This is a genomic window from Psychrobacter okhotskensis (assembly GCF_965638355.1).
Taxonomy (GTDB): domain Bacteria; phylum Pseudomonadota; class Gammaproteobacteria; order Pseudomonadales; family Moraxellaceae; genus Psychrobacter; species Psychrobacter okhotskensis.
In genome coordinates, this window is record NZ_OZ281822.1 from 1,011,506 (window position 1) to 1,036,658 (window position 25,153).

The 25,153-nt window shown below is 44.4% G+C and carries 23 protein-coding genes and 1 other RNA gene; 14 read left to right on the forward strand and 10 right to left on the reverse strand.

Annotation, left to right across the window (positions count from 1 at the left end; genetic code table 11):
- Positions 1 to 175: 175 nt before the first annotated feature.
- Both rsmD and mrdA read right to left on the reverse strand, forming a co-directional pair.
- On the reverse strand, positions 176 to 853 hold the full coding sequence (rsmD, locus tag ACSUPM_RS04375) for a 16S rRNA (guanine(966)-N(2))-methyltransferase RsmD (protein WP_025652802.1): 678 nt from the start codon (positions 851 to 853) through the stop codon (positions 176 to 178).
- Positions 854 to 881: 28 nt separating this feature from the next.
- A complete protein-coding gene (mrdA, locus tag ACSUPM_RS04380; RefSeq protein WP_025652803.1) occupies positions 882 to 2,861 on the reverse strand; it encodes a penicillin-binding protein 2 in 1,980 nt (659 codons plus the stop codon).
- A gap of 697 nt (positions 2,862 to 3,558) precedes the next feature.
- Here mrdA and ACSUPM_RS04385 point away from each other — a divergent pair.
- The 7 genes from ACSUPM_RS04385 (at position 3,559) to ACSUPM_RS04415 (ending at position 11,322) form a co-directional block, all read left to right on the forward strand.
- Positions 3,559 to 4,893 (forward strand): membrane protein, encoded by a 1,335-nt coding sequence (locus tag ACSUPM_RS04385; protein ID WP_025652804.1) that lies wholly within the window; start codon positions 3,559 to 3,561, stop codon positions 4,891 to 4,893.
- A gap of 257 nt (positions 4,894 to 5,150) precedes the next feature.
- Positions 5,151 to 7,181 carry a heme lyase CcmF/NrfE family subunit gene (locus ACSUPM_RS04390; protein WP_025652805.1) on the forward strand — a complete coding sequence of 677 codons (2,031 nt, stop codon included), beginning with the start codon at positions 5,151 to 5,153 and terminating at the stop codon, positions 7,179 to 7,181.
- Between the two features lies 1 nt (position 7,182).
- Positions 7,183 to 7,821, forward strand: coding sequence for a DsbE family thiol:disulfide interchange protein (locus tag ACSUPM_RS04395; protein ID WP_025652806.1), 639 nt, complete (start codon positions 7,183 to 7,185; stop codon positions 7,819 to 7,821).
- 140 nt (positions 7,822 to 7,961) lie between these two features.
- Positions 7,962 to 8,465, forward strand: coding sequence for a cytochrome c-type biogenesis protein (locus ACSUPM_RS04400; RefSeq protein WP_374190022.1), 504 nt, complete (start codon positions 7,962 to 7,964; stop codon positions 8,463 to 8,465).
- The gene (gene ccmI, locus ACSUPM_RS04405; protein WP_025652808.1) at positions 8,462 to 9,742 is read left to right on the forward strand and encodes a c-type cytochrome biogenesis protein CcmI; all 1,281 of its coding nucleotides are present in this window, start codon (positions 8,462 to 8,464) and stop codon (positions 9,740 to 9,742) included. The genes ACSUPM_RS04400 and ccmI overlap by 4 nt, the downstream gene beginning before the upstream one ends.
- A gap of 216 nt (positions 9,743 to 9,958) precedes the next feature.
- Positions 9,959 to 10,615 carry an adenylate kinase gene (gene adk / locus ACSUPM_RS04410; protein WP_025652809.1) on the forward strand — a complete coding sequence of 219 codons (657 nt, stop codon included), beginning with the start codon at positions 9,959 to 9,961 and terminating at the stop codon, positions 10,613 to 10,615.
- Between the two features lie 173 nt (positions 10,616 to 10,788).
- Complete coding sequence (locus ACSUPM_RS04415; RefSeq protein WP_025652810.1) at positions 10,789 to 11,322, forward strand: alpha-ketoglutarate-dependent dioxygenase AlkB; 534 nt, start codon at positions 10,789 to 10,791, stop codon at positions 11,320 to 11,322.
- Positions 11,323 to 11,424: 102 nt separating this feature from the next.
- On the opposite strand, the gene secB is transcribed toward ACSUPM_RS04415, so the two are convergent.
- The 4 genes from secB to rsgA all read right to left on the reverse strand — a co-directional run bounded on the left by secB (position 11,425) and on the right by rsgA (position 14,420).
- Complete coding sequence (gene secB / locus ACSUPM_RS04420; RefSeq protein WP_025652811.1) at positions 11,425 to 11,877, reverse strand: protein-export chaperone SecB; 453 nt, start codon at positions 11,875 to 11,877, stop codon at positions 11,425 to 11,427.
- Positions 11,878 to 12,130: 253 nt separating this feature from the next.
- Positions 12,131 to 12,394: a glutaredoxin 3 gene (gene grxC, locus ACSUPM_RS04425; protein ID WP_025652812.1), complete on the reverse strand. Its 264-nt coding sequence runs from the start codon at positions 12,392 to 12,394 to the stop codon at positions 12,131 to 12,133.
- Positions 12,395 to 12,703: 309 nt separating this feature from the next.
- The gene (locus ACSUPM_RS04430) at positions 12,704 to 13,159 is read right to left on the reverse strand and encodes a rhodanese-like domain-containing protein (RefSeq protein ID WP_025652813.1); all 456 of its coding nucleotides are present in this window, start codon (positions 13,157 to 13,159) and stop codon (positions 12,704 to 12,706) included.
- 157 nt (positions 13,160 to 13,316) lie between these two features.
- Entirely contained in the window at positions 13,317 to 14,420 is a 1,104-nt protein-coding gene (rsgA, locus tag ACSUPM_RS04435) for a ribosome small subunit-dependent GTPase A (RefSeq protein ID WP_025652814.1), read from the reverse strand.
- Between the two features lie 246 nt (positions 14,421 to 14,666).
- Here rsgA and orn point away from each other — a divergent pair, with 246 nt between their 5' ends.
- On the forward strand, positions 14,667 to 15,254 hold the full coding sequence (gene orn, locus ACSUPM_RS04440; protein ID WP_025652815.1) for an oligoribonuclease: 588 nt from the start codon (positions 14,667 to 14,669) through the stop codon (positions 15,252 to 15,254).
- 122 nt (positions 15,255 to 15,376) lie between these two features.
- On the opposite strand, the gene ACSUPM_RS04445 is transcribed toward orn, so the two are convergent.
- Positions 15,377 to 16,237: a UDP-2,3-diacylglucosamine diphosphatase gene (locus tag ACSUPM_RS04445; protein ID WP_201566866.1), complete on the reverse strand. Its 861-nt coding sequence runs from the start codon at positions 16,235 to 16,237 to the stop codon at positions 15,377 to 15,379.
- A 168-nt stretch (positions 16,238 to 16,405) separates the two neighbouring features.
- The gene (locus ACSUPM_RS04450) at positions 16,406 to 16,921 is read right to left on the reverse strand and encodes a peptidylprolyl isomerase (protein WP_025652817.1); all 516 of its coding nucleotides are present in this window, start codon (positions 16,919 to 16,921) and stop codon (positions 16,406 to 16,408) included.
- 366 nt (positions 16,922 to 17,287) lie between these two features.
- Here ACSUPM_RS04450 and ACSUPM_RS04455 point away from each other — a divergent pair, with 366 nt between their 5' ends.
- The 5 genes from ACSUPM_RS04455 (at position 17,288) to ACSUPM_RS04475 (ending at position 23,233) form a co-directional block, all read left to right on the forward strand.
- Positions 17,288 to 19,027 (forward strand): glutamine--tRNA ligase/YqeY domain fusion protein, encoded by a 1,740-nt coding sequence (locus ACSUPM_RS04455; protein WP_201566864.1) that lies wholly within the window; start codon positions 17,288 to 17,290, stop codon positions 19,025 to 19,027.
- Between the two features lie 250 nt (positions 19,028 to 19,277).
- Positions 19,278 to 20,090 (forward strand): phospholipase D family protein, encoded by an 813-nt coding sequence (locus ACSUPM_RS04460; protein WP_173239851.1) that lies wholly within the window; start codon positions 19,278 to 19,280, stop codon positions 20,088 to 20,090.
- A 245-nt stretch (positions 20,091 to 20,335) separates the two neighbouring features.
- Complete coding sequence (locus ACSUPM_RS04465) at positions 20,336 to 20,974, forward strand: peroxiredoxin (RefSeq protein ID WP_201566862.1); 639 nt, start codon at positions 20,336 to 20,338, stop codon at positions 20,972 to 20,974.
- 228 nt (positions 20,975 to 21,202) lie between these two features.
- Positions 21,203 to 21,865 carry a glutathione S-transferase family protein gene (locus tag ACSUPM_RS04470; protein ID WP_201566860.1) on the forward strand — a complete coding sequence of 221 codons (663 nt, stop codon included), beginning with the start codon at positions 21,203 to 21,205 and terminating at the stop codon, positions 21,863 to 21,865.
- A gap of 432 nt (positions 21,866 to 22,297) precedes the next feature.
- Positions 22,298 to 23,233 carry an META domain-containing protein gene (locus ACSUPM_RS04475; protein WP_436880243.1) on the forward strand — a complete coding sequence of 312 codons (936 nt, stop codon included), beginning with the start codon at positions 22,298 to 22,300 and terminating at the stop codon, positions 23,231 to 23,233.
- A gap of 137 nt (positions 23,234 to 23,370) precedes the next feature.
- On the opposite strand, the gene ruvC is transcribed toward ACSUPM_RS04475, so the two are convergent.
- Positions 23,371 to 23,955, reverse strand: a complete 585-nt coding sequence (gene ruvC / locus ACSUPM_RS04480) for a crossover junction endodeoxyribonuclease RuvC (protein WP_010199263.1) — start codon at positions 23,953 to 23,955, stop codon at positions 23,371 to 23,373.
- Between the two features lie 153 nt (positions 23,956 to 24,108).
- On the opposite strand from ruvC, the gene ACSUPM_RS04485 reads away from it, so the two are divergent.
- Positions 24,109 to 24,732, forward strand: coding sequence for an FxsA family protein (locus tag ACSUPM_RS04485; protein WP_025652823.1), 624 nt, complete (start codon positions 24,109 to 24,111; stop codon positions 24,730 to 24,732).
- 140 nt (positions 24,733 to 24,872) lie between these two features.
- On the opposite strand, the gene ssrS is transcribed toward ACSUPM_RS04485, so the two are convergent.
- Positions 24,873 to 25,068, reverse strand: a non-coding RNA gene (gene ssrS / locus ACSUPM_RS04490) — 6S RNA.
- Positions 25,069 to 25,153: the final 85 nt, after the last annotated feature.

Consider the following 25,153-nt stretch of genomic DNA (forward strand, 5'->3'; position numbering starts at 1 on the left):
GCTGGGAACGGGGCTCTCAAAAAACAGACTGCACATTATAAGCAGTAGCGCCTACGCTTGCAAGCTGCATTGGGGTTTATTTTCGCCTTATATACATTAAACTGCAGCGTTGGCCAGTTTTTTAGCGGTTCTAAACATTTGTAACGTTTGTTAATCGTTTTTATTAACCAAACAATTATGACGATGATAGCTGATAAAGTCCAGCGACAACTTGTCCCACTTTGGTTTGTTTGAGGCAATCAAAGCTGATTGGCGCTTGTATCATTGATGTTTCATTGAATATATTCGCTAGCTGATTCAATTGTGCTGCTAAGTCTTTATCGGCCTCTAAATAAATAAGGGTCGTGGGGCTAATGAGCGACTGGCTGATAAGCGTCGTTAAAATCGGCTGCCACAAATCTTCAGCATAGGGCGGATCGATAAAGACAATATCAAAAGGGCGCGAGACAAGGTGACTTTGCATCAATACTTGCTCTGCGGTGCCATTGATAATCTGATAGGTATCAGCGTCGAGGCGCAACTGCTCAGCGCTTTGCTGCAGCATGTCGCTTTGTGCTCGATTCATCTCGATAAAGGTGCAGTGTGCCGCACCACGAGACAGTGCCTCAAAGCCTAAGACGCCACTACCGGCACAGCTGTCGAGCACGTATGCACCATGAATATCAGCAAGTAACCAATTAAATAGGGTCTCCCGCAGGCGATCAGGGGTCGGACGTAAACCTTCGGCATCGATGAAGCTGACGCTGCGCCGTTTAAACTGTCCACCGATAATACGTACCTGACCGGCAGCCGACGATTTTGCTTGATGAGACGTTTTACGCTTAGTGCTATGCGATGTTGCTAATTTTTTCATGGTCACCGTTCTTATTCTTTATGGGTCTTTATTCGCTCGCTGTCGTGGGTGCTGCTTGCGCGGCTGCCTGCTCTGCTAACGCTGCTTCTTTGTCGCGCAGGGCATCACGCATGACTTTTTCAAAGGCTTTTTGACGTTTGATGACTTTTAGTTGGTCAGCTGTTGGTGGCAAGATAGGATCATTTTTGCGTTGTAATACCCAATAGTCAAATAGCGCGCGACCAATAGGTGCTGCCACGGCACTACCGCCGCCACCGTTTTCGACCAACACGGCAAGGGCGATTTGTGGGTCTTCTACTGGCGCAAAACCGTTGAACCACGCATGATCCCAGTGGCGCTTGTCTATCGCAGACTTATCATAACGTTTGCCTTGAGCGATGGATTTTACCTGTGCCGTACCAGTCTTACCCGCGATACGATAGCGCGGCGTATAGATACCACGTCCCGTGCCACCTTTCACCACACTTTCCATCGCATCATGCATGCGTAGCCAATCAGAGGGTTTGCCGTTATAGTCGATTTTGCCATCGGGTTTGGTGATGACCTTGACCTCTGCTGCCCCATCGCTGCTTTTCAGCAGATGCGGGGTAATGTGATAGCCCTTGTTGGCAGTCATCGCTGTCGCATTGGCGATCTGTAGCGGCGTGGCTAAGAAATACCCTTGACCGATGCTGACTGAGATCGTCTCACCCGGTAGCCAGCCTTTATCGTACGTGTCTTTTTTCCATTTTGGCGATGGCATAATGCCTGACTTTTCATTGGGCAGGTCAATGCCAGTCTCCTCGCCAAAGCCAAAACGTACCATCCAATCATGCAGACGCTGAATGCCCATCTCATAGGCCAGCTTATAATAGTAGGTATCAACCGACATCACGATAGACTTTTTGAGATCGACTGTGCCGTGACCACCACGTTTCCAATCGCGAAAACGGTGGGTATCTCCGGGCAGACTGAAATAACCAGGATCATAAATAGTGGTGTCCCAATCACGCAGACCGTAATGAATCCCGCCCAAACCTTCAAAAGGCTTGATAGTAGAGCCGGGCGGGTAAGTGCCCTGTAATGCCCGATTATATAGTGGCTGATCCAGATCGTCCCGTAGTGAGCCATAGTCTCTAAACGAGATGCCAGAGATAAAAGGGTTGGGGTCATAGCTTGGATTACTGACAAAGGCCAGTACGTCACCGTTTTGCGGGTCTATCGCCACAATAGCGCCGCGACGACCATCGAGCTGCTGCTGAGCGACGGTTTGTAAACCGTAATCTAAGCTCAGGGTAATATCATTACCTGCAATCGGCGGTTTGGTGTCTAGTTGGCGAATAATATTGCCGTGAGCGTCTGTCTCTACCGATTGGTAGCCCGGTTGTCCAAGTAAAATATCTTCATAAAAATCTTCAATACCGATTTTGCCAATGAGATCCGTGCCCGCATAGCGATCTTTGTCAATGCGCTTGCTTTCTTTGTCGTTGATACGGCCGACGTAACCAATGACGTGGGCGAACAGCTCGTCGTAAGGGTATGAGCGTGTCAACTTGCTCTGGATAGTAACACCGCGAAAGAAAGGCTTGCGCTCGCTGAACTGCGCCAATTGTGCTTCGGTTAAATCGATTTTAATGGTCACTGGATCGTTTTTACTTTTGCTCAGACGTGCCAAAATATCCGTGATGTCTTTATCGGTAAGCTCAAAGATGGGCGCGAGCAAATTTAAGGTACGTTCTGGGTTTTCGACCTCATCAGGGCTGAGCATCGCCGTAAATACAGGCTGATTGTCCGCCAGTATCACCCCATTACGATCATAAATATAACCACGGCTTGGCGGTGCAGATATCAGCTTAATGCGATTGTTGTCTGCCTGTGTCGTATATTTATCATGAGCATAGACTTGCAAATAACCATAGCGTAGTAGCAAACCACTCAGACCCAAAAATATTAGTAGCCCAAAGATAATGATCCGGTGCGCAAAAATACGGTTGACCTGTTCGGTGTCGGAAGCTAGCGGTTTATTCATATAAAATCAGTACTCAGGCGGTCGGCGAAACATCAGAAGCGGGATAAAACGGTGGGATAGTCAGTCTAAGCGCGATGAATATAAAGGATAAGATTAATGATTTCAATCAGATACAGTGCTATGCGCAATCATTAACTTGCAATGACTGGTGTGTTGAATTTCGCTGCAAATTAATCACAAATTATAACAGAACAAATGCGAGGGCGCAGTACTCTGCGATTTATTTTATCGTTGGCATCATGAGTGATTGAGATAAATGGGTTTGAGATATTTACGATTATGAGGATGATTCTTTTACGATTACTTTCACAATACCAGTGAGGCAACAGAACTTGTCATCTCTAGTCACAACTTGGCTAGGGTCGACGTGTGCTAATGAATAGCAAGTATGCTAAAATCAGGCGATTTATTTTATATCGTCAATTCTATATAGCATTGACGCGCTGTCAGAGTCGCGCAGGCTATTATAGAGTATTACTTGCATTGATAGGACTTGCACTTATCTGTCTTATATTCAAAAATATTAAATCAATTAAAAATATTTTAAACCAATTAAAGGTACCTTGAACGAATTAACAGGGTCTTGAACCGGTTGGTTATTAGTAGTTATTTTGGGGGAACGTCTTTTGAGCGTTCTTAATTTGCTAAGCATATTTTATTAGCAACGACAATCATCATGTCAGGGACAACCAAAGTCATGGACGCAACTTCATTGTGGCAAACGATAGCTGAGCACCCAGAGTTTTTTGCCATGCTAACCATCCCACCCGTGACGGCATTCGTCACTTGGATACACGTGTGGATGGCGCTCAAAATGCTGTTTTATCCTGTTAAGTTTTGGGGTATTCGTATTCCGAACTTTCCGTTTTTTGGCCTACCGGGTATCGGCTGGCAAGGTATCGTGCCGCGAAAAGCGGGCAAGATATCTGGGGTAATTGTAGATCAAACGCTCTCTAAGCTCGGTTCGCTTGATGAGTTTTTTAAGGCGATGGAGCCGGATCAAATGGCAGTTTTTATCACTGATACCGTGGATAAAAACCTTGAGCCACTGATTGATGAGATTATGCTCGACCATTCGCCAGCCCTCTGGGGCAACTTGCCCTATGCCTTAAAGCGTCGCGTCTACGCCCAAGCACACAAAGAGTTGCCCAGTATCATGCAGTCGCTGGTGACGGATTTGACTTATCATGTCGAAGACTTGGTCGATATGCGTAAAATGATTGTTAATACCATGGAAAACGATCGGCGCTTAATGGTCGATATGTTTTTGAAGGTAGGCCAAAAAGAGATTAACTTTATTTGGCATATCAGTGCGCTGATTGGATTGGTTTTCGGTATTGTGCAAATGTTCATTTTTTTGGTGGTGCCGCAGCATTGGACCGTACCTTTCTTTGCCGCTATTTGGGGGTTTCTCACCAACTGGATCGCCATTTGGATGGTGTTTAATCCAATAGAGCCGCACTTTATACCGTATGTGAAGTTTTTTGCGCTACAAAGTCGCTTCCCGTTCATTAGGCCGCAGCTGCCGCATATTGGCCAGTATCGTTTTCAGGGCGGCTTTATGAAGCGTCAAGAAGAAGTCTCTGAGGTTTTCGCTGAGATTGTGGTAAAAGATTTGGTGACGCTTGAGAACATCATGAATGAGATGATGTATGGTGACCGTGCTGCACAAACGCGTGAGCTCATGAAGTCGCACTTATATAAGGTGTTAGAATCGCCGGTCATTAGTACGACGTTAAGAGTAGGGCTGGGTCGCCGTGAGTATGGGCAGTTAAAAAATACTATTATTGATAAATCCATCGTCGCGACCATGGTGCCACTACGTGATCCTGAGTTGAATGAAAGCCGTGCCAGTAAGATATTTGGGCTGTTCCGAGATCGTATTCGCGCATTATCGCCAAATGAGTTTCAGAACTTATTACGTCCGGCGTTTCGGGAAGATGAGATGACGCTTATCGTCTTGGGTGGACTGACTGGGTTTTTGGCAGGTTGGTTGCATCTGGTGTTGGTGTTTTTCCCAGCGATGCAGTAGGGCAGTAGGGCAGTAAGTAACTTTTTTTACAGACTTAATAAAAGCACAACCAGTGTAAGACAGCTTCTTTGTATTAATAAATCGTATTAGTACATCACGATAATAGTAGCGGGTTTTATGGGCTTCTATAGCGATTAAAACCTCTGTTTGTAACCGTAAACTATGACCGCATTAAGGACTATATAGCGTTCGCCAGTGGCTAATAAATGCCATCGGCGACTCTTAGATAGTATCCAAGGTAAACAAGGTTAGACCATATGTTAATCACAGAATTGGGTTATTTTGCCTTGCTGGCCGCCTTTATATTGGCGATTTTGCAAGTGGTGTTGCCAACTATTGGCATCATGCGTGATCACGTTGCTTGGCAGCGTTTGGCACCAAGTTTGGCATGGGCACAGTTTGCTGCCATGATTACCTCATTTGGCGCTTTGATGGCCGGCTTTTATTACAATGACTTTAGCTTGGTCTACGTCACCCAGCATTCTAATACCTTGTTGCCTTGGTACTATAAGCTATCAGCAACGTGGGGCGGGCATGAAGGTTCGTTATTGTTATGGATGACCATCATGGCCACTTGGTGTGCCTTGGTGTCATATTTTAGCCGTGGTCTGCCGCTGTCGATGCGTGCGCGGGTATTGGTGATATTGGCTGGCGTACAGATGATGATGCTGGCGATGTTAATCTTTACCTCGTCGCCGTTTGATCGTACTTTGCCAAACCTGCCTGTCGATGGCGCGGATCTGAACCCTGTTCTACAAGATTTCGGTCTGATTATTCATCCGCCGATGCTATATATGGGCTATGTGGGCATGGTCGTGCCGTTTGCGTTTTGTATGGCAGCATTATGGGAAGGGCGCTTGGATGCCGTTTGGACGCGTTGGTCGCGTCCATGGGCACTCGCTGCTTGGGGTTTCTTAACCATTGGTATCGCGCTGGGTTCTTGGTGGGCCTATTACGAGCTTGGCTGGGGCGGTTGGTGGTTTTGGGATCCAGTAGAGAACGCGTCACTGATGCCATGGCTTGCCGGTTTGGCATTACTACATTCGTTGGCAGTGACTGAAAAGCGTGGTGTCTTTAAGGCATGGACGATTATGCTGGCGATTTTTGCCTTTGCGCTGAGCTTACTTGGCACGTTCCTAGTACGCTCTGGCGTTATCACTTCGGTGCATTCGTTCGCCGCTGATCCAACTCGTGGCTTAGTCATCTTAGCTATCTTAGGGGTTATTATTGGTGGCGGCCTGTTGATGTTCGCAGTGCGCGGTTGGCGTTTGACGGTCGAGAGTCAGTACCAGCTTATCTCGCGTGAGTCATTCTTAGTCATCAATAACGTCATTATTCTGATTGCTACCTTAGTGGTCTTGCTGGGTACGCTATATCCTATCATTGCTGATTCCTTTAATTTGGGTCAAGTATCGGTAGGCCCTCCTTACTTTAATGCGCTATTTGTCCCCTTAACGTGGTTGTTATTGATTGCGATGGGTATGGGCTCTAATATCCGCTGGAAAAAAGACAAGCGCCCATTACTTGGCGTTGGTATGGTCATAGCTGTTAGCAGCTTAGTATTGGCAGCGATTATTGCTTACTTTGTCCACCCGTCTTCTATGCTCAATATTGGTGTCACTTTGGCCGTTAGTTTTTGGGTATTGTTCTGGATGGTCGTCGACTTTAAAGACAAAACCAAAAATGCACCGAGCTTTTTTAAAGGCTTGGGTCAATTGCGTTTGAGCTACTGGGGTCAGCAAACGGCACATATTGGTGTGTTGATAGCGGTTATCGGCATCGCCTTCACTAGTAGCCTAAGCATCGAGCGTGATGTGGCATTGGGCGAAAATGATAGCGTGCATGTGCAAGGTTATGACTTTACTGTAAAGGATTTTCATGAAGTCAGAGGCAGTAACTTCGATGGTATGCAAGCGGAAGTGGAGGTGACCAAAGACGGTCGCGCAGTGACTACCTTGTATCCTGAAAAGCGTACTTACGTGGTGAGTATGATGCCGATGACTGAGGCGGCAATTGATGCCAGTCTCATGCGTGATGTCTATGTCGCACTTGGCGAACCAATTGCTGAAGACAGCAACCAATGGGCGGTACGTATCTATGTGAAGCCGTTGATTCGTTGGATATGGCTTGGTGCTATTATCATGGCTCTAGGTGGATTGCTAAGTATGCTAGACAAGCGTTATCGCATCAAAAAGCCTAAGACTGTCAGCCAAAATGCGATGGATTCAGCAGGCTTTGTGACTGTAGCAGATGTGGAAGCACCGGCAGTAAAGATGGGGGACAATTAGTATGAGTACGTCAAACAACACCTCTAACCAAAATGCTAATAAGACCATCAATAAAAAGCAGCTAAAGATATGGTTTCTGATTCCGCTCATCGTTTTTGCAGGCTTTGTGGTTATGCTCTATATGCGTTTGGGCCAGCCGACTGAAATCGTCACCAATACTGCTCTTGAGCGTCCGGTGCCTGCATTTGAGCTGCCGTTATTGTCAGATACCAGTCGTATTATGACCAACGACAATCTGCCTGATCGGCCGTTTTTGATGAATATTTGGGGCTCTTGGTGTCCCACTTGTATTATCGAGCATCCTTTTTTAATGCAGTTAGAAGAGCGCGGCGTCAATTTGGTTGGCGTCAATTACAAAGATGACATCGGGGATGCGCTAGGATATCTTAACCGCGGCGGCGATCCCTTCTCGATGTCTATTCAGGATTTGTCGGGTCAGTTTGCGTTAGATTTAGGTTTGACGGGAGCACCTGAGACTTTCGTGGTCGATGGTGAAGGGGTTATTCGTCAGCATATTATCGGTGAGATTAATGAGAGTAATTGGCAAAGTCGTATCACGCCTTGTCTCATGGTACTCAACGAAGCCAATAAACGCAATGTCAGTCCCGACCCCAATCAGGTCAAGGAGGCGTGCAAATGATAACGATGCCTATAATGACTATGAAGACAATGACTATGCCGACAAAGCACATGAAAACTCTGACCACAGCATTGGCTAGCTTCATATTTGCGTGTTTGCTAAGTATAAGCCTTGGTATAACTATAAACATGGGCATAAGTATGAGCGCTTATGCCGCCATCGATGTTTACGACTTTGACTCTATACAACAAGAAGCTCAGTATCGAGGTCTCATTGAAGAGTTTCGTTGTCCAAAATGCCAAAATCAAAACCTTGCAGGTTCTGATGCGCCTATTGCCCAAGATTTAAAGCAAAAAACCTACAATATGGTCAAAGATGGTCGGAGTGATACCGAGATTCGCAGTTATATGCAGGAGCGTTATGGCGACTTCATCAGTTATAAACCGCCTGTCCGTCCCTCAACGTGGATACTATGGTTTTTTCCACCATTATTACTCGTGCTTTTAATAGTTGGTTGGTTTTGGCGAAGCAAGCGCCATCAGCGTGTTGCTAGTGGTCAAAGCGGCGTGACGGTAAATAATGGCGCTGCTGCATTGACGGTAGCAGAACAAGCTGAACTTGATCGCCTGTTATCACGTGCTGATAGCAAAGATAGCGTCAACAGAACAGATCATGACATCACCAGCATCGAGGACAAAAAATGAACCTATTTTCTACTGTTGGCTTATTTATTGCCCTAAGCTTACTTATCGCTTTAGTTCTTGGTTTTATCACCATAATGCCGTGGTTAAGAGCCTCACGCGCAACAGATAAGCCCGTGGACAATCAGCTACTCGATATTAATATCGCTGTCTTTCGCGCTCGTCTAGCAGAGCTAAAAACTGATAAGGATGCTGGCACGATTGATGATAGTCATTATCAATCCCAAAAGCTTGAGCTTGAACGTCAGCTTTTAGATGCGCAGCGCGTAGTGACGCCGATGATTGCGCCCGGTATCAAAAGCCGGTTAATCATTGTAGTCTGGGTGCCAGTGTTGGCAGCGATGGCGTATCTGATGGTCGGTGATCGCACGCCTGTATTTGAGCTGTGGGCGGCCGAGGATAAAGTCGGTCAAGTTGCTGATGATTTATTGGCAGGTAGGATTGACCAGCCGCCAGCTTGGGCCATCGAAGATGGTCAACAGTTGATTAGCGCTATGCAGACCAACGTCTATCGCCATGCTGATGATTATAATCGCTGGATGCGCTTGTCCGAGCTGTTCTTATCACTAGAAGCGACAGATTCTGCACTAGAGGCTTTGTCGCGTGCCTATCGCTTAGCGCCCGATAATGAAGAGATTGCGACGACCTATGCGCAGATTAGCTTTTTTGCTAATAAAGGGCAATTAGATGCTAATAGCCGCCGCGTTCTAGAAGGAGTGCTGGCCAAAAATCCACAGCATGAAGGCGCGCAAATGCTCATGGCAATGGGTGAGGCACGCAGTAGTAACTTTGATCAAGCACAAGGCTGGATTACGCGTCTGCGCGCTAGCATTTCAGCAAAGCCAGGGGATCATACGCAAGCGCTGGCCAGCTTGGATGAGCTGAGTGCCAATGTGAGCGCTCAGCAACAACAAGCGTCTGAAGGTATTGACGTTACAATAACCATCAATACTAGCTTGTTACCGTTGGTCAAAGCCGATGATGTCTTGTTTGTAGCGATACGCGATGTCAAAGGTGGTCCGCCGTTTGCTGCTAAGCGTTTGCCAATTAGCGTGATTAAGCAAGGTGAGGTTAATATCAGTCTAAGCGATCTCGATGCCATGATGCCGACACGGACACTAAAATCTGCCCGTGCGGACAAGGTACAGCTGGCCGTCATTGCCCGTATTAGTCACAGCGGTAATGCAGTCGCCGAGTCCGGCGATTTATCAGGTAATCCTGTGGTGATTAGCGCTGAGCAAAATCAGGTCAATGTCGACATTAATCAACAGGTTCCTTAATCTTTATTTCTATGTTTTTTACTTTTGATACCAGCGCTGTTGCCCATCCGAGCAGCGCGCAATAGCATTATTTGAACAGCTAAGTCATGGCAACTTATCGCTGTAATACTGAAAATACTTGAGCTTTGTAAAGCCACAAGGTAAGGTAGCTTTGCAATCAACCAATCCCTGAGTTTTATTTGTCCCAAAATCCCAATTATTAAGGAGAATCGTGTAATGATGCGTATTATTTTGCTAGGTCCACCAGGCGCCGGTAAAGGTACCCAAGCCCAGTTTATCTCTAAAGAATATGATATTCCGCAGATCTCAACGGGTGATATGCTGCGTGCAGCAATCAAAGAAGGTAGTGAGCTTGGCAAACAAGCCAAAGACATTATGAATGCTGGTGGTTTGGTTTCTGACGATCTCATCATTAACCTAGTGAAAGAACGTATCGCTAAGCCTGATTGTGTCAATGGTTGTATTTTTGACGGTTTCCCGCGTACGATTCCACAGGCGCAAGCGCTTGCTGATGCAGACGTCGCGATTGATCATGTGATCGAAATCAGTGTCCCTGATGACGAAATCGTCAAGCGCCTATCTGGTCGCCGCCAACATCCAGGCTCAGGTCGCGTCTATCATGTCGATCACAATCCACCAAAGGTCGAGGGTATCGACGACGTGACTGGCGAAGCGCTTATCCAGCGTGAAGATGACAAAGAGTCGACCATTCGTGATCGCTTAGCGACGTATCATGAGCAGACATCAGCGCTCGTTGGTTTCTATCAAGACAAAGCCAGCAAAGGCGCTGATGCGCCTAAGTATGATAAGTTTGATGGTACTCAAGGCATTGATGATGTGAAGCAGCAGATTTTGTCTGCGCTAAAAGGCTAAAATATCCTCGATATGTAGTCTATTTATATAAAAGAGACCTCGACTTTGAATAGTCGGGGTTTTTTTATTTGAAAGTCATAGCTTTTAGTCAATATTTGCGTAGCGCGAGATAAAATAACCAGTGTATAGTTAAATATAAATCGTCAAGCTATTGTTAATGGAACAGATGTGACATGGATAAACCAACACTAAATATCATATTTCATCCTGATCTCATAAAGCCATCCTTTGCATCTGAAGTCTTTTTAATATTAAAAGAGACCGTAATTTGGAATAAGCAAATGACTTCTAGGTATACAGAAAGCTTTGGTCTTTCTTATCATTATTCAGGAATGAGTTATGATGAGAAAAAAATGCCAAAGATTATTCAAGAGATAGCTTTGATCATAGCAGGGGTAGTTGGTTATTTACCGAATAATTGCTTAGTAAATTATTACCTAGATGGTAGTAGCAAGATGGGCTTTCATTCAGACGATACGAGTCAGTTAGCTGATGGAACAGGTGTCGCTATTTTGTCGTTGGGGGTGGCTCGAGATATGCTCTTTAAGCACAAATATTTTGAAAATATTACGGAGTCTTTTCATCTTACGAATGGAACGTTAATATATATGAATGATAGTATTCAAAAAGAGTGGTTACACTCGATTCCTAAAAGTGACACTCAGTCCGGCAGAATCAGTCTTACCTTTAGAAAATTAATAAAGTGATGACTAAAAACTAATTATATCTTAAACATAAAAAAGCCGCTTACTCATTATAAGTAAACGACTTTTAGATACTGCTATATCAATACGTCATCAAGCTAAAACTTATGCGTTACCTTCAGCATCGATTTGCGCTTGCTGTTGGCTTTGCGCATAGGCTTGATCAAAGTTAACAGGCGCTAGCAATAACTGTGGGAAGCTACCACGGGTAACGATGTCACTGATGACTTCACGAGCATACGGGAACAAAACGTTCGGGCAATAAGCACCTAGGATTTGACCGATTTGATCTTCTGGAATGTCTTTTAGCAAGAAAATACCCGCTTGATGCACCTCAGCGATAAATGCCGCTTCTTCTGCATTTTTTGCAGTAACGCTAACGGTCAAAATCACTTGATAATGATCGTCGTCTAGCTTTTCAGCATTGCTTGATAGATTGATATCAAGCTCAGGGTTCCACTCTTTGGTGAATACGCCTGCGCCTGGTACTTCAAGTGACATGTCTTTGACATAGATGCGCTCTAGTGCCAATTGTGGTTGTGCTTGTTCTTCAGCCATGATAATTCCTCTAAAAGTTAATCAAATGAGTGGGCAAACAATAATTGTAATATAAATCGAGACTATGTTTCGAAGTTATTTTGAAGTTATTTCGATATGATCTCGATGTTTTTTACCAATATTTTTTATTTGCCATTGTCTCTCTTTATGCACGTTATACATGCGGTATTTGCACCTGCGATTCTGACACAGGTGGTTTTCACCAACGTAAAGATAGCACAGGTAAAGAGAGACCGTCAGCAAAGTTAGCAGATTAACCTGCTAATAGCTCGTCAAGTTTGCCCTGTTGATTCATTTGATTCAGCTCATCAAACCCACCGACGAAAGTGTCACCGACGAAAATCTGTGGCACAGTGCGGTAGTTATTGGTTTTTTTCATTAGCGCTTGGCGTTCTTCGCTGCTGATGTCATGCATGCCGACTTCTTCGTAATCAACGCCTTTAGATTTTAGTAGTTGTTTGGCGTTTGAGCAGTAAGGGCAGATAGGGGTGGTATAAACTTTAACAGATACAGTCATGGTAAATCCTTATTTATTGGTTTTTGGCGACAGTTTTATTATAAACACTCATGTTATAAAAAATATTATAATCCGTCACCAACGAGTAAATGGCAAATGTAATTGCGTATGCTCATTATAAAGTGGGGATGGGTAGGATAAATTCAAGCCAATCCAGTCCAAAAGCTGTGACAGTAGCATAAATGCCACACAAAAAAAGACACCCAATAAAGAAGTGTCTTTTTTCGAATTTTGCGCTACTAGCAGTGAGAACGAGCGCGTAGGCTAAACAAGCTATTTAATTCAGTAATTTTAAGCAAGTTATGCAAACTACTTATGCAAGCTCGGTTTTGCCTTGCCTTTATTTTTAGACTTGGCATCTTTTACACCGACCAATGGCATGCCAGCACTTTGCCAACCGCCCACACCGCCTTCTAAGCGGTAAACACTGTCTTTGCCAATCATTTGGATGGCTGCGCCTGCTTGCACGCCCATATCGCAAATGATGATGACTGGCTGCTCAATTGCACGAATCTCTTCGATGCGGTCTTTGAGGTCAGTAAAAGGTATGTTGCGGCTGCCTTGGATATAACCGGTCTCAAACTTCTTTTTGGCGCGAATATCGATAAGCTGCGCGTTTTGCGAGTTCACCATCATCCCAAGGCTATTGGGCGATATTTTCTTACCGCTACGTTTGTTTTCGATGGCAAAGAACAGTACGGCAAGTACGGCCAATATGCCAAATAAAAACGGGTGGTTGCCCACAAATTCTAGCGCACGATCCAAAACATACCTCCAAAAATAAGTGTTCTATTAAGCTGAGAAGACAGCCTAACGATTGCGAACAAGGCGCTATTATACCGATAAGGCCATCTATAGTAAACGTGTGATGCTCAACCTAGGGTTCAGCGCTTAATAAGACAATGTATGAGTAAGACAATGCTTAATAAGGCTTAGTGTCCGCTTCTTCTCTTAACGTGACCAAGTTCTCAACGCGGCGCTGTAATACCACGCCATCAGCGACCGCTTGCCATAACGCGCAGCCTTTGCTGTTGTGAGTGTGCCGACAATCACGGAACTGGCAATCACCTGCCAGTGGCGCAAGCTCCACAAAGCCTGAAATGATATCATCTGGCGTCAAATGCCAAATGCCATATTCGCGAATACCTGGGGTATCAACGATTCCGCCTTGGGTTAAATCTTCGGGCTGGAAGGGTAACAAGCGGCTCGTAGTGGTGGTATGTTGACCAAGCTTTGAGTTCTCCGAGATGATATTGACGATTTGCCCAGAGGCTGGTAATAGCGCATTGATTAAGCTGCTTTTACCGACACCAGACTGACCCGCAAAAATCACCAATTTTTTATCGATGTAGCGCTTTAGCTCATCTAACCCTTCTTGCTCATCGCTATCAGCAATATTTTCTGGGCAGTCAACAGAGGTCAATACACTTTCATAACCAAGCGCCGCATATTGCGCCAATAATTCACTAGTATCGACGCCGTTTTCTTGCGCCAGTAAATCAGCTTTATTAAGGACGAGTAGAGGTCTTACACCCGCATGATGACAAACGACCAAATAGCGATCAATGAGGGTCGGTGCAGCAGCAGGTAGCGGCGCAAATACAATGGCGAGAATATCGACATTGGCAGCGACGGGTTTGAGCTTATGATAACGGTCAGGACGCGAAACCAGCGAGGTGCGCGGTTTGACGGATTCGATACGTCCAAAGCCAGTGTTAGGGTCGGCGTTCCAGCGTACTTGGTCACCAGCGGCCAACATCGGCAAGTTGGTACGTACGTGACAACGCCAAATATCGCCTAGCCCCAGCTCCTGCCAAAACGGCTCAGGGTCGTCAGGCGCAACCTCCGGCTGCACTGGAATGACAGCGGGCAAGCTGGTCACTTGTACTTCTAATTGCTTACCATAATGCGCCATGACCACGCCATCCATCAAACTGTCATCGATGCTGTCTTGACTGTCCAGCTGTTGTTTGTCGATGCGACGAATCTGTTGTTTAGTCAGCTTGCGTTGCCGGATTAATGCCATGGGAGTGTGACCTATTAAAAAAATATTGCTAAGTGTAGCGTGAAAATTTGCTAACATACAGCCTAAAGCGCTTGCGCCAGACAGTGGTTTTGTAATGTTTGAGTTTTTTTAGGCGTTACGAGCTAATAGGCGCATCGCCATGTCATTTGCACATTGCCAGCTATTGATGATTTATTTAAGTAACATTGCTACAAAATTGTCTCAGCTGCAAAACTGTCTCAAACTTTATTGACCATAGGATATTTTATGACTACCGGCGACCATCCCAATAAAATCAAAATCAAAAATCAAGGTAAAAAAGGGTTGGTATGGATTGACCTAGAAATGACCGGACTTGATACCATCAACGATGAAATCATCGAGATTGCTACCGTGGTGACGGATGAGGATCTCAATGTCCTTGCCGAAGGGCCTGTGTTTGCGATCAAGGTATCGGATCAAGTGTTAAATAAAATGGATGACTGGAATACCAAGCAACATGGCCAATCAGGCTTGGTTGACCGTGTACGCCGTAGTACCGTGACCTTGGCAGAAGCAGAAGCTGAAACCATTAAGTTCCTTAATAAATGGGTCGATAGTGGTAAGTCGCCCATGTGTGGTAACTCAATCTGCCAAGATCGCCGCTTTATGGCGCGTCAAATGCCAGAGCTTGAGCGATTTTTCCACTATCGCAACCTGGATGTCTCATCGATTAAAGAGCTGTGCTTTCGCTGGCGTCCTGATATTCTCAGAAATTTTGAAAAAGGTGGCAGTCATTTAGCCTTAGACGATATTCGCGATTCTATCCGTGAGCTAAAACATTATCGTCAGCATTTCTTTAAACTCATGCCTTAGGATAATGGTGAGCAGAATAACGGTTCGCAGAATGTGAAATGTGAAAAGCTATAAAAAAGGGTCTGTTACTTATGCAACAGACCCTTTTTCTTTTAAATGAAAGGTACTTAATGAGGCGAACTCTACACTGAATATTTAAATTCAAACAAGCCAAATTCAGTATTGTTACCTTTAGAATGGTTGCTTGCTGAATCTTCACCTTCTGTCGTAATTGCGCCAACGACCACCACGACTTTGGGTTGACGTTTGTCTTCGTCGAGCAAGCGCCAATCACCAAGAACGTAACGGATTTTGTCATTAGCCGTCTGATGAATATCTGGACGATGAGTATGTCCGTGTAATAGCGCATCATGATTATTAACTGCTAGTGCCACTGATTTTTCATTAACGTCCATAATACGCGCCGCTTTATTGGCGTTATTTTTTTGACTTTTTTTACGCATGTTCTCGGCGATAGCCAAGCGTTTTTTTAGCGGTTTATTCAGCAAATACCACTGGATTAACGGGTTACGCATCACTTTGCGAAAAAACTGATATTTCTTATCATCAGTACATAGCGCGTCGCCATGCTCTAATCGGTAACTTTGTTGCCCAACCGTTAAAAGATAAGGCTCGTTAATCAGCTCACCGCCAAATAAATTACAAAACGGCTGACCCAATAAAAAATCACGATTACCATGCATGACTAAAATCTCGCAACCTGCGATCCGTAGTTTTTTTAATTTGACAATTAATGGTGTGAGCCAATGGGTTTGACGCTCATCTTCTGATAAGGACAAATAAACATCATCACCCAGCCAAACCTCAAACCAATCGCCTAAGATAAACAAACGTTTTAACGCAGGCAGAGCAAGGCAATCATCGAGCAGCGCCAAAAAAGCCTGCACTAAGGCAGGCTCTTCCGGTGATAAATGCAAATCGCTAATCAATACTTGCCGCACGCTATGAGGGCGGGTGGTAATTAGGTGGTCAAAACTTTGCATTTATCCTTATCCTAATGTAGTAAACCAAATATAAACCTATTATGGCGTCAGACTCGCTTACTGTACTAGTCGTACAATTTTCGCTTGTCTTCCTTGTACTAGATTCATATTTGTTTCACTATAGATTATTAAAAATGTACTCATTCAAGTTGCTTATTCAGAAACAACTTATTCAGAGACAATAGTCGCTGAATTGATAATGACTGGCTCTTTTGGTACGTCAGCATGCATGCCGAAACGACCCGTTGGTACGCCGCGCATTTTTTCGATGACGTCCATACCACTGGTTACTTTACCAAATACGGTATAGCCCCAACCTTGCATGTTTTTGCCAGAGTGGTTTAGGAAATCGTTGTCTTTTACGTTAACGAAAAACTGGCTGGTTGCTGAATGCGGATCTTGCGTACGCGCCATCGCAATCGTACCTTTGTCGTTTTTTAGACCATTGTCCGCTTCGTTTTCAACGGGTGCGTTGGTTGCTTTTTCATTCATTTCGGCGTCCATTCCGCCGCCTTGAATCATAAAGCCATCAATAATGCGATGAAAAATCGTGCCGTCATAATGACCAGACTTTACATAGTTTAAAAAGTTCTCTACCGTTTTTGGTGCTTTTTCTTCGTTGAGTTCGATAACGATCGCACCCATACTGGTGTCAAGTTCTACTACTGGTGGCATGTCTACCATGGGATAATCCTTTTTGATTGCAGCGCCTAAAATGACGCTGTTAAGTGGTGGATAAAAAGTTGGTGGTTAAAAGTTAGCGTTAGTCTAACGGCTTTTTTGTCGTCTGTCATGTATCAGGCTGTTAATGCATTTGCAAAAGCTGATAGAATAACGCAACTTTCCCTTTTTAATGGTTTTTGAACGCCAGTGTCAATACGTTAATTTTGACACCCCAATTTTAATAACTGAGTTTTTGACCATTTATTTTTAATACCTTAATGCTAACTATTTGATTTTATTGGTTAGTCTTAACAGCTTGGTTTAATTTTTCATGGGGCGTGATGGCACGCGGCATGAATGGACAATTTGCGTTAGGAGCAATGCCCGATGAGTGAGCACTCAAACAACAATGTACAGAAAGATGAACAAAAAAACGACTTTATTCGTAATATCATTCGTGACGATGTCAATGCGCAAAAATACCAGCAGATTGTAACCCGTTTTCCGCCTGAGCCAAACGGCTACTTGCACTTGGGTCACGTTAAATCTATCTGTCTAAACTTTGGCGTCGCTAAAGAGTTTGGTGGCATCTGTCATTTGCGCTACGACGACACCAATCCAACCGCAGAAAAACAAGATTACATCGACAATATCAAAAACGATGTGCAGTGGTTGGGCTTTGACTGGGCAGGCGAGGCGCTACATGCTTCTAGCTACTTTGACCAGTTGTATGCGTGGGCGGTACAATTGATTGAGCAGGGTGATGCGTATGTCGACTTACAAACTCCAGAGCAAATCCGCGATAATCGTGGCTCATTTAATGAAGCCGGCAAACCGTCACCACAGCGTGATGCCAGTGTCGCAGACAACTTAAAGTTGTTCGAAGACATGAAACACGGTAAGTTCGAAGACGGCAAAGCGGTATTGCGTGCCAAAATTGACATGTCTGATGCCAATATGAACATGCGCGACCCCATTATCTATCGTGTGATGCATCAAGAACATCATCAGACCGGTGATAAATGGTGCATCTATCCTATGTATGATTTTGCCCATCCGTTGTCAGATGCGCTAGAAGGCATTACCCATTCGTTATGTACGCTAGAGTTTGAAGATCATCGTCCGTTTTATGATTGGATCGTCAATAAAATCGGCTTCGAGCAACCACCGCATCAGTATGAGTTCTCACGCCTCAATGTCGACCATACGTTGACCAGTAAACGTAAGCTCAAGCAATTGGTCGATGAAGGTATCGTCGATGGCTGGGATGATCCGCGTATGCCGACCGTCGCTGGTATGCGTCGCCGTGGCTATACGCCTGAGGGCTTGCGTGATTTCTGTGATCGCGTTGGTATCTCCAAAGCGGATGGTGTGACCGATATGCGTCTGCTAGAGTTTAGTATTCGTCAGTCATTAGACAATACGACAGCACGCGGTATGGCGGTGCTTAAGCCATTAAAAGTGACGATAACCAACTTTAGCGATGCGGTCAGTCAGTGGGAAACGCTCAAAGCAGATAGCGTCAATGCGCGTTTTGACGCTGAGACGCAAACCTTATGGCTGACGCAGCCAAACCATCCTAATGTTGATATGGGTGAGCGTGAGATTCCGTTTACCGAGACGCTTTATATCGATCAAGGCGACTACGAGATTGAGCCGCCAGCAGGTTATAAGCGTCTATCACCGGAAAAACCAGAAATCCGTCTGCGTAATACCTATGTCTTGGCTGTGACTGAGCATGTGCTAGATGATGCAGGCAATGTCGTTGAGCTAAAAGCAACGATTGATCCGGCAACGCTAGGCAATAACCCTGAAGGTCGTAAGGTCAAAGGTGTGATTCATTGGGTATCGGCCAGCCAAGGGGTTCCAGCCACCGTGCGCTTATACGAGCAGCTATTCAGTGTCGAAGATCCGAGTAGCGTCGCTGACGTGCATCAAGCATTGAATCCTAACTCGTTGACCAAGCTAAATGCCGTGGTTGAGCCATCATTGGTCAATGCGGATGCTGGCACACGCTTTCAGTTTGAGCGTGAAGGCTATTTTATCTCTGATAGCGAAGAGCACAGCAGTGACCAGCCTGTCTTTAATCAAATCGTCAGCTTACGTGACAGCTATAAACCGGCTTAATTTATTGCGATTAGCGCTACTAGCGTTTATTTGAGACAATACTAAACAAAAGTAGTTTGCAAGCTGGCCCATTTCTAGTACGCTAGGGATGGGCTTTTTTGTGGATAATACCAAACCCAAAAAATACGATTAGTTTTGTCAAACTTGCTTAGTCTAATAAATGTAGTACTGGCATGCGTTTTCCTTACTACTCAAGTTTTTGTGAATGGTATAAGTGTAAATTTTAATCGTAAGGTGTGAGGGTGCAATCATGGCAAAATTTTTAAATAGCAGCGGGACGACGTATCATCTAGAAGAATTGATTAAAAATGCGTCTGACAGATTGATTATTATTAGCCCCTACTTAAAGTTAAATGAGCGTATTAAAGAGCTGTTAGAAGACCGTAATCGTCTCAAAATCGATATCCGTATTGTCTATGGCAAAAATGATTTACATCCAGAAGAGATTAATTGGCTAAAAAACCTGACCTTTATTCGTACTAGCTTTTGCAAAAACTTGCATGCCAAATGCTACCTTAATGAAAATGAATGCATCATTACCAGCCTCAATCTCTATGAGTTTAGCCAAGTGAATAATAATGAGATGGGGGTGCTTATTTATCGTAATGAAGATGCCAAATTATATGCTGATACTTATGAGGAAGCGCAGCGCATTATTCGTATCAGTGATGAAGTGCGCATGTCCCTTGAAAAAGTACATGATAGCGATAACAAGAGCGCCCTTAACAACGGCTCTAATAATGGCGCTAATAAAGATTCTAAGAATGGGTCGAGAAATACGTCCAGTATGCTATCTAGTGCTGGCAAGGTAAGCACAGACTCAGTTGCCAGTAACGCTACAGAAGCGGCAACGCCTAATTATTCTAAGCTGACGACGGCGAAGCTGGCGAAAGAGTTGGGCTTTAAGACGCAAGAGTTAAACGATAAGCTCCTTGCCGCAGGCTATCTAATAGAGCAAGAAGGCGAGTTGGTATTGACGGATACTGGCCGTGCGGCTGGTGGTACCAGCAAACGTGGTAAATTTGGCGAGTTTTGTTTATGGGACTCTGGGATGGTGGTATAGATGCAGGTTTCATCGGAGCTTATGCGTTTAGACCTAAATGGCATAAGCGCATTACAATCCGTCACAAGACATTCATAACCAGTTTGTTAAGATGAAATAGGATTTCCTGACGGGTACTCCGTTATTTTTATAGCGCTACACGTCAATGATAATAATAGAGCGCATGACCTTCTTTAGATGCTAACCTTTTAATATTAGCTTTTAGATACTAGCGCTCATCACTAACGATAGTTAAGGAATTAAGCATGGCACATTTACGTTTAGGTGACAGCGCACCGAATTTTGACGCCACAACCACAGAAGGCGATATCAATTTTTACGATTGGGCAGGCGACAGCTGGGTCGTTTTCTTTTCGCATCCTGCAGACTATACGCCAGTATGTACCACTGAGCTTGGTCGTACTGCGGCATTAGGCGGCGAGTTTCAAAAGCGCAATGTAAAGGCGATCGCTTTATCAGTTGATGGCTTAGAAGATCACAAAGGCTGGGTTAGCGATATTGAAGAGACTCAAGGAACTGCTGTCAACTTTCCTATCATTGCAGACTCTGATCGCACAGTAGCCAATCTTTATGACATGATTCACCCCAATGCGGATAATACAGCGACGGTTAGAAGTGTCTTTATCATCGACCCTAACAAAAAGGTACGCTTGACCTTAACCTATCCAGCCAGCTGTGGCCGTAACTTTGACGAGATTGTACGAGTCATTGACGCCATGCAGTTGTCTGATAAATATAACGTCGCTACGCCGGTCGATTGGAAGGACGGCGATGATGTTATCATTCCACCAAGCGTAAAGAATGAAGACATCGCAGCCAATTATCCTAAAGGTCATACAGAAATTAAGCCTTATTTGCGCACCACGCCAGCACCTAATAAATAAAGTGAGCGTTTTTGCAATTGCTTAAAAAATAAAAACCCTATAACTTACTGTTATGGGGTTTTTTACCATTCATATCACAAGCAGCGACAAGGTTTTGCTATGATAAAAACCAATAGTCACTGTGCTAAGCGAGCAATAACAAGCTTCTGCGCTTTGATGATACAACGATAGTCATAAAAATTTACCGTTATCGTTCTTTTCGGAAATAATACTTAAAAGGAATTTACCATGAAAAAACTATATATAACTCGTACTGCACCCAACCCTCGAAAAGCCCTTATATTACTTGCCTCAAAAGGTATCGATGTCGATGATATGGATGATATCGATGTGGTCGACATTGATTTTGCTGCCAAGGAACAGATGTCAGAGGCTTTTACTAAGATAAATCCCATGCAGACAGTGCCAGTTTTAACCCTAGATGATGGCACAGTGCTCAATGATTCGCAGGCGGTTTGTGAATACCTTGACCGCGTTTATGGTGAGCGCTCAGTGATGGGCAATGATGTGGTTCAGCGTGCACAAGTCTGTTCGATGCGCCGTATTGCGGAGTTTGAAGTGCTTTATAACTTGATGTTGGCCTTTCAACACAGCCATCCATCAAAGGCACAACGTGTTGAGCAAGTCCCTGAATTTGTAGCACCATCCATCGCTCGTGCGGTCAAAGCTTTGGCATACTTTGAAACCAGCCTAGAAGGTCATGACTATTTGATCGGGGATCAACTGAGCTTTGCAGATATCGTGCTATATCTAGGCTTGGACTTTGGCAAAGCATTAAAAGTAGATCCTACTGCCCATGGCGAAAACCTTGCGCAGTTTTATGCGAGAATGCATGAGCGCTTTAGCATTAAAAAAATGGCAAAAGCGAAGCCTACGGAAGCTAATGAATAGAGAACATTTAATCCTTATCTGCTAAAGCCCTAAATATTTTGTGCTGTGTACTGAACGTCCAAATAGGGATGGTTAACAAAATCTGTTGATTATCCCTATTTTTTTTGGACTTACTATGTCCATTTAGAAGGCGGACTTAAAAAACAATTAATAAAACGAAACGTTTCATTACATAAGACAATAGGATCGAGGTTATAGTAGTTAAATTGTACCGGATTGCTGCTATTAGTTTTATCGATATAAATAAAGATAAAAATCTTTATAAGTTAATACAGTAAAAGTAGATATTAGATATAGTCGATCAATATATAGTTTGGAGACAAGGAAAGCGAGCCAAAGTACTACAGCTAGTAGGCTAAGCAAGGCGGACAGCGTATCCAATTTATATAAGATTGACTATAAGCTTAGTAAGAGGGATGTAATATGGTAGGTATGAAGACACAACCCACCACAAAATTACTGTTATTGCCCAGTGTATTGGCAGTAATCCTGACATTGGGAGCGTGTCAGAAGAACGCGCCACCTGCCGAAAATGAGGCGTCAGACACTACGCAAAGTGCAGAGGTCATCGGTAGTGCAGCGGAGATTGAGAATGGCGCTGATATTAATGAGTCTGATATTGACGAGACAGTAGACGCGTCTAAGGTCGCCGAACTTAGCCCAGAACAACAAATGATTGCCAACCTCGCTCGCTATCGTTGGACACTCTTGACTGCCAAGGATGCGAGCGCTCAAGCATTAGCACCACTAATGAATATTAACGACCAGGTGACGCTATTATTCAATCAACATCAAGGTCAAAACACCTTAAGTTATAGCGTTGGTTGCAATACGATGAGTGCTGGCTACGAGTTACAAGCCCAGACACTGACGACCGAAGACAGTATGAGTACCAAGATGTCTTGTGGCGATCTTGATAGTGCAGAAAATCTGTTGAATACGTTGATGCAAGGTAATAGTGAGCTGTCTGTGTCTGCAGGTGAGCCTCCACTATTGACGCAAGTGACCAATGATTCGATGACTTTGGTTTGGACGGGTAGGCTTACGGCACAAGCAAAGTACAGTGGTAAAGGCAAGACCGTATTTTGGGCCGTGAATAGTGAAAAAGTGGCTTGTGGCGATGGTGATTCGAGTATGTGCCTGCAAGTCAAGCCTGTCACTTATGATGATCAAGGCCTGAAAACCAGCGAAGGTGAGTGGACGGCATTCAACGGTGATATTGATGGCTACCAGCACGACGGCATGCACGAAGAAGTACTACGCCTACAACGCTATCAAGTCAATGACATCGAAAATCCTGATAATGAGTCAACCGAAGCGTACGCCTATGTATTGGATGCGGTGATTGAAAGTTCTGTGGTAGAGTAAGTTGGTCAACAGCTTTATTTAGATGCTGGTTTTCAAAAACTATTAACAGCATTGGTTTAAACCAAAAACACGCATCATTTGATCGCGTGTTTTTTTATGGAGATTTTCTTTATTTTATTATATTTTGGCTTCTTATCTTATCGTAAGTTACCTAAGTCTTCTTCGGTTAAACGCCAGCGTCCTTTTTTCTTAGAGGCCCCGCGTCCACGCATGGCGCTATTTAGGAGCAATTTGTTCATTGAATGGCTTGAGTGCGCATGACAAATGGCGCAGGCAAGACCATCAGCGGCATCTTGTTGTGGCACGACATCTAAAGACAGTATGCGGCAGACCATCTCCTGTACTTGTTCTTTGGCTGCGGCACCATAACCGCAAACCGCCTGTTTAATCTGGCGTGCGGTATACTCTGATACTTCCAAATCCAGTGCCACCATCGCGGCGATGGCTGCGCCTCTTGCTTGCCCAAGTTTCAGCGCAGAGTCTGGGTTTTCTGCCATGAATACTTGTTCAATTGCCGTATAGATAGGCTCTTCTGCATATTTTAAATGATGCTGAGTAATACGCGTCAAGCCATTAAAAATACGCTTTAGGCGTTCAGGCATCTCTTTGGTATCCGTACGAATAGTACCCGCATCAATATACGTCAGCTTATCGCCCGTTTGTTGCACGATACCATAACCCGTCATACGTGAGCCTGGGTCAATCCCGATAATAATTGCCATAGTCTTCCGTCTTGCTTTCATTTTGTTTAATGGCTTAAAAATAGGCCTTAAGTTTGATAGTATAGCAATCAATCCCCATATACATCATATGTTAGCCATCTTAATTTGCATGGCGCTCAATTTATTGGTTTTTATTTTATAGGACGACACTTTATGGGTCAGATAGTTGGTATTGCCATCGTTTGGTTTATTATCGAGATGCTACTGTGGTATTTAATTGCTCAGTTTATGAGCGGTTGGTGGGTATTCATGTGGTTCATTATCGCCGCTGTCATCGGTATCACCTTTATTCGTAAAGGTATGGCAGCGCTAAATCCGATGGCTCAGCAAATGAAAGCGGGCGGCATGATGAACCCAGCGATGCGTCCACAAGAATCAACCATGCTTAAAAGTGTGGCCATGGCAGCGGCTGGCATTTTGCTACTTATTCCAGGTGTGCTTAGTGATTTGCTCGCGTTATTGGTGGTACTACCGCCGGTGCAAAAGAAGCTCAAAGACTTTGCTAATAATTACGTCATGAACAACCAACAAAAAATGATGGAGATGATGGCCAAACAGATGGGCGGCGGTCAAAACCCGTTCGGTGGTGCAGGTGGTATGGGTGGACAAAATCCATTTGGTGGCGCTGGTGGCGGTATTAATGGTCAAAACCCATTCGGTCAACAACAACAAAATCCGTTTGGGGATGTGTTCAAGCAGCATACAACTGTTGACGGCACGGCAAAAAATATACCTAAAGATGTCAAAAAGATTACCAAATCTGCTAATGATGAATAAAAGTTAGTGAAAAATCGAACATAAAAAAGCCCCTTACGTCAGTGACGAGAGGGGCTTTTTGGTGGTTGTTATCAGCTTTTTACAAACTTATAGGTATTAATAAACCTAGTGAATATAAATAGAGAGACAACTAACCGAATATAACAACCGAAGTGCCGCCGTAAGATGGTGACCCATGAACCGTGAAGTTCAGGGCGGATGCGTCATTGCCTCTGCAGGTTTCCTGATACACCGCAAGCGGTGCAGGCATACACAATGAAGCAATAGGTACCACATCCTGGTAAAGCATTATCGGCTCAGGGAATAAACATCTACTAGCCAACACTTCAGAATAGATTTATCTTAACCAATGGCATAGCTGATTGCAAGCGCGGTTTACAGATTTATACGTCTCTTTAGAAATGCGCAGCAATCATAGCAG